Here is a 15,124-nt window from a genome sequence, read left to right as displayed (position 1 = left end):
TGAATGCAATTGCGAATAATTTCTGTTATGAATGGGGTTAGAGGGGTAAGGCTTGCCTTACCCCTACTGGCTGGCTGGCATACTTATTGCGTTAATCGCGCCGCATTAAACCCAACATCGGACCTAAAATTGCGCCGAATACGAAACCACCAGCGTGCGCCCAGTAGGCAACACCGCCGCCTTCCATTCCTATGTTAGTGCGTGCAGGTAAGCTAGCTAAACCGTAAAATGCTTGTTGGACAAACCAAAATCCTAAAAAGAAATACGCAGGAATGCGGAATGTCGTGATGAAAAACCCGATAGGAATTAAAGTTAATACTTGAGCTTTAGGATAGCGGAGAATATACGCGCCCATGACTCCGGCGATCGCCCCACTCGCCCCTAGCATCGGAGTCGTAGAATTTTGCGAAAAATACCACTGCGTTAATGCTGCTAAAACACCACAACTGAGGTAGAAAATAAGAAATTTGATATGACCTAAGCGGTCTTCAATGTTGTTACCAAAAACCCACAAAAATAACATATTGCCTCCTAAATGCAGGAGACCTCCGTGTAAAAATTGTGATGTCACCAAAGTCAACCATTCGGGAATTCCTTGATTAACAGGAACCGGACAGGTTGCTGATAGTTGACATGGCACGACTGCTGCCCGATTGAAAAACGCTTGTAATTCTTGCGGTGACAGCGTAATTTGATATAAAAAAATAAATATATTTGCGCCAACTAGCGCATACGTTACGTAGGGAGTGATCGATGTTGGGTTATTATCTCGCAGTGGTACCACAGATTTGCTTCCTATTCGTCAAATACAAATGCTAATGTATCGTCTGCCGCTTTACCACCACTAGTTATTCATAATAACTAAAAGCTCAATGCTTTGTTATTTTCAAGGATGTCTTTTTACAGTCAATTTTGTTTGTGATTCAATCTTTAGGCAGTTGTAATCGTATTTTCTCTCCAACTGAACAACAATGAATGCTAAATTTTAAAGCTATCCTACATAATTTTATTACAAAGTTAGATGGCAGAAGTAAAAGGAAAATGTTTTCCCTTTACATTCTGTACTTAGAGATATTCTTGCTGCGAATCGTCCTTAAATAGACCTAAGATTGGACCTAAAATCGCTCCAAAAACGAAACCACCAGCGTGCGCCCAATAGGCAATACCACCGCTTTCCATACCAATATTGATGCGGGCTTCTAAACTGGCGACGCCATAAGCAGCTTGTTGGAGAAACCAAAAACCGAGAAAGTAAAACGCGGGAAGTCGCACTGCTGGAAAGTAAAATCCTAAAGGAATTAATGTTAACACCTCAGCCGTGGGGAAGCGGATAATGTATGCACCCATCACGCCAGCGATCGCGCCACTCGCACCCAAAGAAGGAATTGACGAACTTTGCGAGAAGAACCACTGCGCCAATCCTGCTAAAACGCCGCAAGCGAGGTAGAAGAACAAAAATTTAAAATGTCCCAAACGATCTTCGACATTATTGCCAAAAATCCACAGAAACAGCATATTTCCTCCCAAATGCAAAAGACCACCGTGGAGGAATTGCGATGTAATTAACGTCGCCCACTCTGGTACAGGCTGATTTACCGGAATTCCTGCAAAGCTAGCAGATAACTCACGCGGTATGATCGCCGCTAAATGGAAAAATGCATCAAGTTGTTGTGGTGGTAGACTAGCTTCGTACAAGAAAGCCAGAATATTAGCCGCAATCAGCCCATAGGTCACATAAGGCGTAATTGATGTGGGATTATTATCTCGAATAGGAACCATGCGATTTATTGTGCGAAACTGGCAATCACAATAACCAATTTTTTAACTTATATCTTCTAACTAGTGGATGGATTTAGCAACGATCCGATGTGGGAGCATGACTTAATGCGGCTATACGTACGCGTAGCCCAGTGGGGGATGTGAGGGTAAACTCTTCCAATTCAACAATCACAATGCCCCAAGAGTTGATTTTATGACTCCTGAGGCATCAGTAGAGGTTGTCTTGTGCGAGGTTAATTTATGCCACGCAACACGCGAGGAGTAGGATTAGCCTTCAACAGTGATTTTGCCAATCATACCAGCACCACGGTGAGGTTCGCAGTAATAAGTGTAGTCGCCTGCGGGTGCATCTTCTGGGAAAGTGGTCTTGACTTGTTGACCTGGAGTCATCAGCAACTGCTTGTGAGACAGATTTTTCGCTAAATCTGCACTCTTAGTAGGATTATTCGCTGCATCGAAGACAACGTTGTGGGGAGGTACTTTGTTGTTCACCCATTCAACTGTGTCACCAGGCTTGATCGTCAGTTTTGCTGGATCGAAAACTAACATTCCTTTATCAGAACCTAGTTTAACTTGATAAGTTTCAGCTGCTGCTGTAGGAGCAAAGAACGCAAAGCTACCGACAACGAGTACGAGTGCTAATACAACTGTACCGAAGCGCCGCAAAGTTGCAGCAATAGATTTCATAGTTTTCTCCAAAGAGGTGTATTGTCGCTATTTAATTTTAAATAAAAACAAACACCAAGTACGACGAGTTGTCATAGATACATTTTTTCTTATCAAAAAAAAACGAGAGAAAGTTGCTTAGAAGCTTTCTGTACCCCAGCCTTTAGCCTTTTGTGCTGCTGTCAGAACAAACGCAGCTAAGCTTTCTATTTCCTCTTGTGTCATCCACGATTCAGGTACTTGACGACACCAGTACGTTTCTTCCGAACCATCATAAGTCATAGGTTGTCGAAGAAAGGCGACGAGATTATTCACATTATCTCTAGGAGGGTTTGCGCCTTTGAGTTTGTTGAGTGCTAGTGAAGTTTGCGGATCTGGAAGTGTTGCGCCGCCTACGTGACAGTTTAAGCAGTTATTTTCAAACAGCACTTTGCCTTGTGATATCTCTTCGAGAGAAAACTCGCGGGTAGTCCCTTGTTCGTCAACTTCTAGGGCGATTGGTTCTTTAAGACGCAAATAGCGCGCGAGATAAGGGTCAACAGCGGCATGGGCTGGGGGGGTAATCTGTAGTAACAAAACGACAACGATAGACAAAAGTATAATTACACGGCGCACACAGCTTGTACTTAACATTTATTTAGATTGAAACACGATTACGATAGGGTGAGTGGCTAGAAATGGAGATACTTGTAGAAAAAAGTTAAGCTTGCTTTCCAAATAATAGAAAAGCAATTAGCTCTTAGCTTTGATTTAGTTGGTTAACTATTCAGGGTTTTGCTAAAAACTAATTGCTATAAGCTCATCGCTTTTTGACAAGACTTTAGTAGTAAATCTTGCCGCCGCCCCAGCGATCGCCAACAATTTTCGGCTGAAGCAGAACATGACCTGCGATCGCCACTAAGTCGTCTTCGGTAAGATTCCGCATTGCTGGGTAAATATCCGCACTTTTGGTGCTTGGGTGTAACTCCGCAATTTCTTCTTCACCATCATAGGTGGTGGGGTTGTGCATATAATCGACAAGCCCTTCAATGTTGTTGCGGGGTGGTGTTGCTAAAGCAAGCGTTTCGGGATCTAGCCCTACGTTTTGGTTTGTCTTGGTGACACCTCCAGCATGACACTGCGCACAAGCAAAGTTAAATAAGCGTTTCCCTTCTTGGACTTGTTTGAGGCTCAGCACAATGGTATCACCTTGGTTATTCAGCGGTACTGTCCGTACAGCTTCGCTTAGTTCCACTGCGGCTGCATTGCCAACAATTACACCGAATGTCAGCAATATAGTAGCCACCGCAAGCCCGATCAATCTTTTAAACATTGTTTCCTCTTAAAAATTTCGACCTCAACACAGCTTTATAGCGGTAGCTTAATCTCTTTCTGAAGCACATTTCATTTGAGTTGTGATGGCGCTTGCCAATTATGGGCTTTGCACCTGGAAATACGCGACACTAATACAATTAGGTTCCAACGCAATATCATGTAGAAGTCTTTGTTTGAGAATCTGAATTCTTCTCCATAACGTGGGAAATAATTGCTTTGGCATCCTCTAAGGGCAGACGAGTCTTAGAGGACTTGTAAGCAATACCCAGTTGCTCGCACAAAGAAAATACTTCTTCTACCGTGAGGTTGTAGTCCGCTGCTAATTCTGCAATGGACACATCTGCAAAACCCATAATTAATGATTGTTAAGTGACAGTTAGAGATTAAGCTGCTCTAATATCAATATCATGTCACTGAGCAATTTGTTTACTTTTAATAAGGATTGGGGATCAATATAGAGGTCAGAGGTCAGGGAAGTTACGAGTTGTGAGGGGTAAGACATTTCTTACCCGTATGTGTTGAGTTGACAAACTTTTCACACTTCAAAACCTAAAACTAATCCTCGTTCCTCATCCCTCTCTGGCAGTTAAAGCAATTGTCTCTAGTTGCAATATCTGATGGTGAGTAGGAGCAACCGGTTGGTGCAGGTCGATTAGCTGCGCTAGAGTTTTTTTCAGTTGAGTTCTTGGCACGATCGCGTCGACAAAGCCGTGCTGTAATAAATCTTCGGCAGTTTGAAACTCTTCTGGTAACTTTTCGCGTAACGTTTGTTCGATAACGCGGCGACCGGCAAACCCGATCGTTGCTTTGGGTTCAGCGATAATGATGTCTCCCAACATCGCAAAGCTGGCGGTGACTCCGCCGGTTGTCGGATTTGTCAAAATAGGGATGTATAAGAGTCGCGCTTCGCGATGGCATTCTAACGCAGCTGAGATTTTTGCCATTTGCATAAGGCTGAGCATTCCCTCTTGCATTCTTGCGCCACCTGATGCACAGACAATAATCACGGGATAGCGCTTTTGGGTAGCGCGTTCGATTAAACGCGTGATTTTTTCGCCAACAACCGAACCCATACTACCGCCCATAAACCGGAAGTCCATCACCGCCAAAGCAACCGGAAATTTGTCAAGTTGCCCGAAACCTGTTTGGACAGCATCGATTAACCCCGTTTTTTCCTGAGTTTCACGAAGACGATCGCTATACGCTTTGCGATCGCGAAATTGTAGCGGATCAGCTGGACTGATAGATTCATCGAGTGGTTGCCAGGTATTCGCGTCGATCAATTGTCGGATGCGTTCGTTGCTATCTACCCGTACATGATGTCCACACTCTGGACAAACCATTTGATTGGCTCGCAGGTCTTTGGTATATGCCAAAACTCCACAAGCCACACATTTACTCCACAACCCATCAGCAATGTCACGCTCCTGACGTTCCTGGCTAATAGGACCAGACTTTCGCCGATTTGCAAACCAATCAAACAGAGACATTAAACTGTGCCATATTTTGAGTAGCATTATTTATATTAATCAAGTCGGGAGCCGCTTGGAAATAAACTCCTATAATTTTTAGTTTTGGATTGGCTCGCGACAGGCAAAAGGCAGGAGGTGAAAATCGAGATAATTGCTAATGTTGCAATTTTTAAAACGTTCTAAGCTTACAGTGCGATCACGATTAATAGTTCATCAGTAAAAATCCGGGCGAGATAGCCAGTCAGTTTATGGCTCGTTATCATCAACTTCAATCGGACTGAGTAAAAGTAACGCTGCCCATTGGTCTTGAGCGTGGACTTGTACAGCGGCTGGGCTACCACTGCCAAAATAAGACGTTATTCCCAAATCAACTATGCGCGCTGGAATGTCGTGCGCCGTTAACAATTGACACATTAACTCGGCTTCCCAGCGCCTGCTCGTAGTTCTTAGCGTAATCCATGACACAAGAAGATTTTAGCAAAACCGAGGATTCAGGATAGAACTGGGGAGCCGTTACTAGATTCTAAATCGCGGGAAAGATTAACCGGAAATACGCAGCGAGAATCGCGTCGCCGCTAAAAATTGTAATGAATGCGCCTAGTGCGAGAAAAGGACCAAAAGGCATTTTTTGCCGCCGCGAGAGGATACCTAAAGCGATCGCCCCGCCACCGATAAACGCGCCAATAGCACACGCTAGGAACCCCGCTAACAAGAGATATTTCCACCCTAACCAGGCGCCTAACATCGCGGCTAATTTGGCGTCTCCTGCGCCCATTGCAGCTTGTCCTAGCGCCAGCGAACCGAAAAGCGCGATCGCATCAAATATCCAAATTCCCAACACCGCGCCAACAACTCGCGACATCAAGTGATACACGACTCCATTGACAGGGGCTTGTACGATTAAACCTGCGACGACACCAAAAACCAAACCGATCGCGAGTCCTGATTTTGTCAAGCGATCAGGTAGCGTCATTGTATCGAGATCGATGAGTGACAGCGCCAATAGCCAACTGCAAAATATCCAATATCCTACAGTTTGAATCGAAATACCAAACTGCCAAAAAACGAGTAAAAATATCAAGCCCGTCGCGGCTTCTACTAGCGGATAGCGGACTGCGATCGCCGCATGACAGTGACGACAGCGCCCTTTTAATCGTAGCCAACCTAAAACGGGAATATTTTCCCCTTTACCTAAGCGATGCAAGCAACGCGGACAGCGCGAAGGCGGTGAAACGATTGATACTCCAGCTGGTAAACGGTAAACAACGACATTGATGAAGCTACCAATTGATGCTCCTAATGCAAATACAATGAAATTTGCGAAGCTCGTAAATAGAAGGTCGATCATTAAGAGTAACTACAAACAGACGTAGGGCTTTTTTCTTTAATTATGTTTCCCTACTTTTTTTGAAGCACTCGCAATCAGTGACTAAAAATCAGATTCGTCTTCGTTGCTTTCAATTTCAACGATGGGGATGAATTCCTCTAAAGGTAGAAGAATTGGTTTTTTGGAAAAAAGTAACCTCCCACGATAGGTTAAGCGATTAATTACCACGCCTGTTGGTTGTTCTGCGGTGTCTGGTCGCAATTCTCGATAGGTGAGATATATTTGACGAGCCGCTCTTAGCAGTATAGGGTCACTCAATTCTAGTAGGTCGATTAAGATCGTTTAGATTTTATATGCACTACTAATTTTTGTTGCACCTTGCTGTCAGTTTTAATGAGTTAACTCGCCACTTAAAACTTCAATTAAAGCTTCACCCATCGCCCGACAGCCCAAGAGATTCATTCCTGGAGACATAATATCGCCGGTGCGATCGCCGCGGTCTAAAACTTGCAATACCGCATTTTCAATGCGATCGGCGGCTATTGGTTGATTTAATCCGTAGCGCAGCATCATCGCCGCACTCAGAACTTGCGCTAGAGGATTCGCTTTATCTTGTCCCGCGATATCGGGGGCGGAACCATGAACAGGTTCAAACACTCCAGGACCAGAAGCGCCTAAACTTGCAGAAGGTAACATTCCGATACTTCCTGTTAACATCGCCGCAGCATCCGAAAGGATGTCACCGAAAAGATTACCAGTAACAATCGTGTCAAATTGCTTGGGATAGCGCACTAACTGCATCGCGGCGTTATCAACGTACATATGCGAAAGTTCGACATCAGGGTATTCGGTGGCTAATTGGGTAATGCGATCGCGCCACAACTGCGAGACTTCTAAAACATTCGCTTTATCGACTGAACAAAGTTTTCCTTGACGTTTTTGTGCGGTTTCAAACGCGACACGCCCGATGCGATCAATTTCGGCTTCGGTGTACGCCATTGTATTCACACCGCGTTTTTCTCCGGTTTCGGTGGTAAAAATGCCTTTGGGTTGACCAAAATAAACTCCGCCAGTGAGTTCACGTACAACCATGATATCTACGCCGTCAACAACTTCCGGTTTCAAGCTAGAGGCATCGATTAGCTGTGGCAGAATTTTAGCTGGGCGCAAATTGGCAAATAACCCCAAACCCGCACGCAATCCAAGTAATCCGGTTTCTGGGCGTAAATGACGCGGTAGATTGTCCCACTTGTAACCACCAATCGCCGCAAGTAAAACAGCATCACTGTCTTTACACATTTCTAATGTAGTCGGTGGTAGCGGTTCTCCTGTCGCATCAATCGCCGCACCTCCAATCAGGGCTTCTTGAAATTCAAAACGAATATCTAGCTGCTTACCCACTACCTTCAGTACATCTACCGCGACTAACATAATTTCTGGACCAATGCCATCGCCTGGTAAGAGGGTTATACGGTACTGAGTAGTCATAGTTTTTCTGGCAACGCTTGCAAGTCATTGATCATACAGCAAAGGAGGGGTGAGGGATAGAAGTATTGAACATGGTTACAGTTTTGAGAACGTATTATGTATCGTTGAAGAAATACGCTACGCTCGTGAAAATGTTTTATTAAGTATTTATGGCAAGCGAACTCGCGGTTCGGACTTGCGGTTTAACGAAGCAATTTGACCGTCATATTGCCGTCAATGACGTTGATTTGCAAATCGCAGCGGGTGAAGTCTATGGGTTAATTGGACCTAATGGCGCGGGTAAAACAACGTTAATTCGGATGTTGGCGACGGCGGAAGAACCGACTAAGGGTGAGATTTATATTCTTGGCGATCGCCTACGATTAGACCAAAGTAATGTTACGCTGAAACGCCGCTTGGGTTATCTCCCTGACGATTTTCCTTTGTACGATAATCTCACAGTTTGGGATTACCTCGATTATTTTGCACGGTTATATTTCCTCAAGGAACCGCGTCGCACGCGACGATTACATGAAGTTTTAGAACTTGTGCAACTGCAATACAAGCGCCAAAGTTCTATCGCCACGCTTTCGCGAGGAATGAAACAGCGTCTAAGTCTAGCGCGAACAATTCTACACGAACCAATTTTACTCTTACTTGATGAACCGGTTTCAGGTCTTGATCCTGTTGCGCGAATGCAGTTCCGCGAAATTATCAAGGTACTCCAAGAAGCCGGAATGACAGTTTTAATTTCCTCGCACGTTTTAAGTGATTTAGCCGAATTATGCACGTCGGTGGGGATTATGGAACTTGGTTATCTCGTTGAGAGTGCGCTGTTGCAAGATTTGTATTGGCGTTTAAGTCGTCGTCAAATTTTGTTATCAACTTTAGGCGATTTAAAAGAACTCCAAATAGAATTAAAGAACAATCCTTTAGTCAAAGCGTGGGAAGTTATCAATCCAAAGCAGGTGCGCGTAGATTTTGATGGTGATGAAAAAGCGTGTGCAGAATTGTTGCGATCGCTTGTTAGTGCAGGTATCACTTTGAATGATTTTCATTGTACGCAAGACGACTTAGAAACAATTTTCCTCAATTTAGGTCATCACCAAGCATCCTAGACTAAAACTTAAAAGCTGGCGATCGCACTAACTTTGAAAGTTTATAAATCGAACCAGAGGAAAGATGAAACTGAAGTGGATTGATCGCTTAGGAGATTTGAATCCTCAATTGATGCGAGAAATTCAAGAAATCCGCATTAGTCATTTATTAATTGCTACCATTGTTTCGCTGCTGGGACAGTTTTTGTTAATAATATTTTTTCAAAGTCAACTCCCTCTGGATTTTGATCCTACAATACCAATTATCAATAAATATTGCCTCACTAATTCTTACTGTCTGCGAGATTCTGTAGGATTTTTTGTGATTCATTGGCAACTATGGTGGGCAAATTTATTTACAATCCTCAGCATACTTGGAGTTTTGATACTTTTAGTGGGAGGTGTTTATTTATTAGTTTATAATTTAGCCAATGAACAGCGGCGAGGTACACTAAATTTTATTCGTCTTAGTCCCCAACCGCCGCAAATTATACTATCTGGTAAGTTGTTGGGAGTTCCTAGCTTACTGTTTTTAGTAGCTATCTTGGCTATTCCACTACATTTATACGCGGGGCTGAGTGCTGAAATCTCTTTATTTTTAATTCTTGAGTTCTATATTTTTTTACTTGCTGGATGCTTTTTCTTTTATAGTACAGCAATTTTATTTGGCTTAGTTAGTTCCTCCTGTGGATTTGCTCCTTGGTTGGCTAGTGGTGCAGTTCTATTATTTTTGCTTACAACTCATTATTCTGTTACAGGTACTTTAGTTGATTGGCTATTTTTATTTTCTCCAATGCAAATAATCTCTTATTTAATTAAAGCAACTCATTTAAATTTAAATTATATAGACGAGGGGCTACTTTTGCCCACATCGCTTTACTCAAGGCATTGGTATAATGTTTTGCTAGGTGCAAATGCTGCCAATTTAGTTATGAGTGCGTTATTGAATTACAGCCTCTGTAGCTATTGGATTTGGCAAGCAATCAAACGATGTTATTCGCATCCTCAAAAAACTTTACTGAATAAACAACAAAGTTATCTTTTATTAGTTTTTTTTGAAACCGTCATTATAGGTTTTACTGTAGTCAAAGGAATTGTGCCTGCATGGAAGGAAGGAATGATTTACCATTATCGGTTTTTACTCATGTTTAACTGGGTTATGTTTTTGGCATTAATTCTATTCTTAAAACCTTCCAGACAAGGCATACAAAGTGATGCAAGATATCATCATGGTGAACAACCAATTCAAAATTTGGTTTGGAGTTCAGTCCTGTCAGTAATAGTGGTTAATTTAGCGATCGCCTCAATATTTTTAGTTTCTTGGATACTTTTTAGCTTAGAAGCATCAGAAAAAATACCAGCCTTATTTAGTTTGTTAATTTGCTACAATTTCATTTTGTTTTGTGCAGTAATTACGCAAATTATTACATTAAGAATAGTTCAAAAGCCAGCACTTTGGATAACTGGAGTTTTTGCCATTGTTACAATCTTACCTGTTATAGTTCTGAACTTACTGGCGCGTAACTCCAGCGATAATTCCCTGCTGTGGTTGTTTACGCCTTATGCTTGGGTAGTGACTCAATCAACTAGTCAAGTTAGTATTTGGCTAGTGATTGTGATGCAATGGAGTATCTTGGGATTATGCACTTTACAGCTGATGCATGACATCAAAAAAATTGGTGAATCAGCATCTAAATGATTATTTGTGAGTCAAGATTTACGCAACAAGCGTCATAATTATTGATTGTGAGTTGCTAAGATTGATTGCCTATCAAATGATTTCAAATTTAGATTTTTCCTGAAGCTAGGATCAAAGGTTGAGCTAATTCACAAAAGCCTTTACCCTCAGCAGCATCGGTGATATACCTCGGCTGATAAGCAAGTTTCTCAATGTAATGCAACACGTTGGAAACGCCCACAGAAAGCGGAAATTTGCTCGCATCAAATAGACTTTCGTCATTTGGGCTGTCGCCTACAGTGATAACTTGCTCTAAAGTCAGTTGAGGATAGTACTGGTGTAAAACTTGCAATAACCCGACAGCTTTATCTTGCCCAAGTGGTTTAATGTGACACTGTACATTACTGTAGGTAAAGCCCCAACCTTGAACCTGACAAAGTTCTCCTAGTTTTTGCAGTTGAGTAGGATTCAGCCCAAAGACATCAAATGTCCAATCGGTGATGCGAAAACAATTATCATTCGATTCGCGAATTTGAGGAAATTCAGTTTGAAGTTGTTGAAAGCATTGCGCGAGTTTTGTACGGTGCTGAGTTAGATTAGGAATCGCTTTTAAAAATAAGGGATTTTCGTTACCGGATTGATAGAATAAACCACCATTTTCGGCGATCGCTCCTGCGATGGGTAAATAATTTGTTAAACCACTTACCCAACCTGCCGAGCGTCCTGTAACAATTAACACATCAATACCTGCGGACGCTAAGTCTGCTAATGCTTGTAGAAGCTCCGTTGTGAATTTACCATTCTGCGTTAGCGTACCATCCATATCTGTAGCTACCAACCGAATATTGCGAGCATGGGTAGCAACGAATTGTGACAAAGGAGCAAAGGTCATAGGTTATTTTATCAAGTGCGATCGCTTTGTGATTTGACTGTGTACCAACATCTTAGGTTTTACCGTTATCCTTAATTAATACTCAAACGTCTGCACTTTGCTCAAGCTCAAACCGCGAATCAGTTGCTGTAATTTGTTGTGAAAGTCCAATTTAACCGCGCTACATTTGTTGTGTTGATACTTGCCTATCTCTTTGTTGCAGGATTTGGATTTTTCAACATGGCAAAAATGCCGAAATACACAAGTGAACTACCAGCTGGTATACTCAGTGAAATTGAAGTTTCTTTGCTGCATCCAGCCCAGCCAGCGTTGGGTTATCGCGAGGTAAACTATCGCGTTCAACAATTCAAAGCCATGAGTAGCAAAGAGTTGGATGCTTATCTGCGCGAACACTTTCTTCCGGTGGCGATCGCACCTGATGGACTTCCTTATGTCGTGGATCATCATCATCGCGCCCGTGCTATCCAGCTAACAGGGCTAAGAAAAACCGTATACATCAAAGTTTTAGAAAACTGTAAAGACTGGACAGAAGCGGAGTTTTGGCAAATGATGCAGAAGAATGCGTGGGTTTATTTGTATGACAAGGATGGAAATTCCATCGAACCCAATGAAATACCTGCTAACTTAGCCCAATTGCAGGATGACAAGTATCGGAGTTTAGCTTGGGCTGTTTTGGAAGCAGGCGGGTATCAAGAATCTAACGTTCCCTTTCAAGAATTTATGTGGGGGAATTACTTTCGCCAACGTATATCGTTTGAGGACACGGACGAGGAATTTACAAAAGCGGTTAATGAAGCACTCATTCTGTGTCGAAAACCGCAAGCGAGTAAATTACCAGGTTATATAGCAGGGGTTGGGGAGGGGTCAGCGTCAAAAGCTAAGTGAAGCAATAAAAACTCCTGTGCGGAGGTATTTGAAGGTAAGCGCATTAACAAGGCAATGCCTCTGATCTTTATTACAAATCGGATACTTTATACCATTTGACTGAATGAGTAATTTCTCCTCTGCTCTCTATTTGTAGCAACTTCAAAACGAAACAGTATGAAACTACCGTTACTTCAATGCCTTTTTTACTAAGCTTGGAATCTGAGAAGGGCGATCCGCAACAGGGACTTTGGCTTCCTGAAATGCGGTGAGTTTACTTTGGGTAGTCCCAATATTCACACCGCGTCCGACAACCGCAGCAAGAGTCCCTGTATGTCCCCAGTGTTTACCTGGGGGCGCGTTTCTACCAGCAATATAAGCAATCACGGGTTTATCGATTGTTTCGGCGATATAACGGGCGGCGGCTTCTTCGCTATTTCCTCCAGGTTCTCCGACTAAGACGATCGCTTGGGTATTTTCGTCTTCATCTAATATTTGCAGCCATTGCAGGAAAGAAGATCCTGTAATCGCGTCACTGCCAATACAAACACCAATTGATTGCCCTAAACCTGCTTTAGTTAACTCTAAAGCGATTTCATAAGTTAGCGTACTACTGCGGCTGACGATTCCCACAGATCCTGGAGTATAAAATTCACTCGCATGAGTTCCTAAGAGAATTTTTCCTGGGACAATAATTCCAGGGCTATTAGGTCCAACGATTAAAGTTTCTGTCGCTTCAGCTTTACGCAATAGATGCACCATATCCATCGGTGGTACTCCCGCAGGGATAATGGCAATTTGGCGAATTCCAGCCGCGATCGCTTCCAAAGCCGCATCGAGTGCTTGATACGGAGGCACTAAGATAATTGTCGTGTCGATCGCCCCAAATGCTGCTACTACTTGTTCGACTAAATCAAACACAGGGATATCATCAAGCTTTTGCCCACTTTGTCCTGGACTAATTGCCGCGATCACATTTGTGCCATAGGCTTTCATGCGGGCGGCGTGCGTTGCCATAAGTGGTTCGCAATTGCCCTGGATGACAACTTTACTTTCTGGGGTTAGTTTCATTTTCTTCTTCCAGAGGACTTGGCAAAACGCGCTACTTGTGATACCGCTTCATCTAGACTTTCAGCAACAGAGACTTGCACTGTAGCAAGTTGTTCTTTCGCAGCGTCTATCTCTGCACCTGCAAACCGCACAATGACGCGTGGCGAGTATGATTGCGTACGCGATCTGTTAGTGGTCATTCGTTCTCGACGCTGCACAAAATTCACAATCACTTGTGCTAGTTCTGCGGGGGTTGGCACCGTACCGAGAATATTAACTAACACAACTTGAATATTTTTTTGTTCGCTCAAGAATTCGAGTCCTTGTTGCAGGCGATCGCTAAAGCTGGGTGTTGTTGCATTCCAACTTCTGCCATGTCCAATATTGAGACAAATTGCTGGCTTACTTCCAGCATCGGTAAGTAAATCCATCGTCGCCATGACTAAACCTGCGCCGTTACCCAAAACCGCGATATTGCTTGCCGGATCGACTTCATCCCAAGTTCCTAATTCTAGCGAATACTTGCGTCCTTTCTCGCGCTGTACCATTTTTTCCGCCATCGCGGCGACATCAGAATGACGCGCGATCGCGCGGTCGTTGACGCTGACTTTGCCATCGAGTGCCATAAGTTCTCCTGTCGAACTGACACCGAGAGGATTAATTTCCACTAAGTCTAGGTCTTTCTGTACGAACAACTGATACATTTTCTCGATGATGCCACTGACTGATTGAATTAGCGGTCCGTGTAGACCCATTTTGATCGTTAAGCGTCGCGCATAAAATGGGGAAAATTCTTGGTCAACGACGACTTGCTGTAAGAGTTCGGGTGCTGATTCGACATCAATACCACCTTGGGGAGAACCTAAAAGTAGTGGTCGATGCGCCGCTGCATCTAAGACGATAGCTAAATAAAACTCTTGATCCGCGTCGTATTTGGCTTCTGCGAGCAAGACTTCGGGTAATTCACCCAAAATTGATAAATGAAAAATTGTTTGCGCAGCGGCGATCGCATCGATTGTATTCGTCACAAATCGCACTCCTCCTGCCCTACCTCGACCACCAACACGTACTTGCGACTTAAGTACCACAGGATAAGGAATTTTGAGCCGTTTGATATCGCTAGGGCGGTCAATGCGTTGCGACGGCAAGACAGGTATGCCCATCTCCCTAAACCATTCCTTTGCTTGGTACTCTAATAGATCCATGTTTAGCTTGTTACGCTCAGCTTTGAGAAGATTAAGAAAATAGAAGGTAGAGGGCTTTGATGAATTTTCATCGATAAATTTGGCAGATTAACTATGGACAAGAAATGCCTTGTCTCGACTGCAATGCCTTATACCTCAGTATCGTATTTCTGGCGCTGTGTTTCGCAAAACACATCTGTTGTTTATTTTTCATCACTCAATAGAGGAACTTGCCGCAATCAAGCTAGAGTGAGATATAAATGCTTCCCTTCTGCCTTCTACCCTCTCAGTTGACCTCCAACCCTTTCTTGAACTGATTCATACTTTAACGTAT

The 15,124-nt window shown here is 43.2% G+C and carries 17 protein-coding genes; 3 read left to right on the top strand and 14 right to left on the bottom strand.

All coding sequences use genetic code 11. The features are described 5' to 3' along the window. Positions 1-91 precede the first annotated feature (91 nt). The 11 genes from NIES1031_RS05735 to leuB form a co-directional block, all read right to left on the bottom strand. A complete protein-coding gene (locus NIES1031_RS05735) occupies positions 92-784 on the bottom strand; it encodes a rhomboid family intramembrane serine protease (RefSeq protein ID WP_073548533.1) in 693 nt (230 codons plus the stop codon). A gap of 281 nt (positions 785-1,065) precedes the next feature. Then, positions 1,066-1,779: a rhomboid family intramembrane serine protease gene (locus tag NIES1031_RS05730; RefSeq protein ID WP_073548532.1), complete on the bottom strand. Its 714-nt coding sequence runs from the start codon at positions 1,777-1,779 to the stop codon at positions 1,066-1,068. Between the two features lie 267 nt (positions 1,780-2,046). Continuing rightward, a complete protein-coding gene (gene petE, locus NIES1031_RS05725) occupies positions 2,047-2,466 on the bottom strand; it encodes a plastocyanin (protein ID WP_015189025.1) in 420 nt (139 codons plus the stop codon). Positions 2,467-2,583: 117 nt separating this feature from the next. After that, positions 2,584-3,039 (bottom strand): photosystem II cytochrome PsbV2, encoded by a 456-nt coding sequence (psbV2, locus tag NIES1031_RS05720; RefSeq protein WP_236738734.1) that lies wholly within the window; start codon positions 3,037-3,039, stop codon positions 2,584-2,586. Between the two features lie 226 nt (positions 3,040-3,265). Further along, the gene (gene psbV / locus NIES1031_RS05715) at positions 3,266-3,757 is read right to left on the bottom strand and encodes a photosystem II cytochrome c-550 (RefSeq protein ID WP_073548530.1); all 492 of its coding nucleotides are present in this window, start codon (positions 3,755-3,757) and stop codon (positions 3,266-3,268) included. A 157-nt stretch (positions 3,758-3,914) separates the two neighbouring features. Beyond that, positions 3,915-4,112 (bottom strand): translation initiation factor IF-2, encoded by a 198-nt coding sequence (locus NIES1031_RS05710; protein ID WP_073548529.1) that lies wholly within the window; start codon positions 4,110-4,112, stop codon positions 3,915-3,917. Positions 4,113-4,328: 216 nt separating this feature from the next. After that, the gene (accD, locus tag NIES1031_RS05705; protein ID WP_218596681.1) at positions 4,329-5,249 is read right to left on the bottom strand and encodes an acetyl-CoA carboxylase, carboxyltransferase subunit beta; all 921 of its coding nucleotides are present in this window, start codon (positions 5,247-5,249) and stop codon (positions 4,329-4,331) included. Between the two features lie 228 nt (positions 5,250-5,477). Next, on the bottom strand, positions 5,478-5,696 hold the full coding sequence (locus NIES1031_RS05700; RefSeq protein WP_073548527.1) for a putative signal transducing protein: 219 nt from the start codon (positions 5,694-5,696) through the stop codon (positions 5,478-5,480). Positions 5,697-5,754: 58 nt separating this feature from the next. Then, the gene (locus NIES1031_RS05695) at positions 5,755-6,576 is read right to left on the bottom strand and encodes a prepilin peptidase (protein WP_073548673.1); all 822 of its coding nucleotides are present in this window, start codon (positions 6,574-6,576) and stop codon (positions 5,755-5,757) included. An 84-nt stretch (positions 6,577-6,660) separates the two neighbouring features. After that, positions 6,661-6,876, bottom strand: a complete 216-nt coding sequence (locus NIES1031_RS05690) for a hypothetical protein (protein ID WP_236738733.1) — start codon at positions 6,874-6,876, stop codon at positions 6,661-6,663. A gap of 72 nt (positions 6,877-6,948) precedes the next feature. After that, positions 6,949-8,046 carry a 3-isopropylmalate dehydrogenase gene (gene leuB, locus NIES1031_RS05685; protein ID WP_073548525.1) on the bottom strand — a complete coding sequence of 366 codons (1,098 nt, stop codon included), beginning with the start codon at positions 8,044-8,046 and terminating at the stop codon, positions 6,949-6,951. A gap of 149 nt (positions 8,047-8,195) precedes the next feature. On the opposite strand from leuB, the gene NIES1031_RS05680 reads away from it, so the two are divergent. Both NIES1031_RS05680 and NIES1031_RS05675 read left to right on the top strand, forming a co-directional pair. After that, positions 8,196-9,143: an ABC transporter ATP-binding protein gene (locus NIES1031_RS05680; RefSeq protein WP_073548524.1), complete on the top strand. Its 948-nt coding sequence runs from the start codon at positions 8,196-8,198 to the stop codon at positions 9,141-9,143. 184 nt (positions 9,144-9,327) lie between these two features. Further along, complete coding sequence (locus NIES1031_RS05675) at positions 9,328-10,821, top strand: ABC transporter permease (protein ID WP_143167714.1); 1,494 nt, start codon at positions 9,328-9,330, stop codon at positions 10,819-10,821. An 88-nt stretch (positions 10,822-10,909) separates the two neighbouring features. Here NIES1031_RS05675 and NIES1031_RS05670 read toward each other — a convergent pair whose 3' ends face one another. Further along, the gene (locus NIES1031_RS05670) at positions 10,910-11,692 is read right to left on the bottom strand and encodes an HAD family hydrolase (protein ID WP_073548522.1); all 783 of its coding nucleotides are present in this window, start codon (positions 11,690-11,692) and stop codon (positions 10,910-10,912) included. 138 nt (positions 11,693-11,830) lie between these two features. Between NIES1031_RS05670 and NIES1031_RS05665 the strand changes: the two genes are divergently transcribed. Then, a complete protein-coding gene (locus tag NIES1031_RS05665) occupies positions 11,831-12,577 on the top strand; it encodes a ParB-like protein (protein WP_218596680.1) in 747 nt (248 codons plus the stop codon). Between the two features lie 168 nt (positions 12,578-12,745). Here NIES1031_RS05665 and NIES1031_RS05660 read toward each other — a convergent pair whose 3' ends face one another. Further along, positions 12,746-13,627: a succinate--CoA ligase subunit alpha gene (locus NIES1031_RS05660; protein ID WP_073548521.1), complete on the bottom strand. Its 882-nt coding sequence runs from the start codon at positions 13,625-13,627 to the stop codon at positions 12,746-12,748. Further along, positions 13,624-14,811, bottom strand: a complete 1,188-nt coding sequence (locus NIES1031_RS05655; protein WP_073548520.1) for a succinate--CoA ligase subunit beta — start codon at positions 14,809-14,811, stop codon at positions 13,624-13,626. The genes NIES1031_RS05660 and NIES1031_RS05655 overlap by 4 nt, the downstream gene beginning before the upstream one ends. Positions 14,812-15,124 lie beyond the last annotated feature (313 nt).

Source organism: Chroogloeocystis siderophila 5.2 s.c.1, assembly GCF_001904655.1.
Classification (GTDB): domain Bacteria; phylum Cyanobacteriota; class Cyanobacteriia; order Cyanobacteriales; family Chroococcidiopsidaceae; genus Chroogloeocystis; species Chroogloeocystis siderophila.
This window is presented reverse-complemented; position numbering and strand designations above follow the sequence as displayed.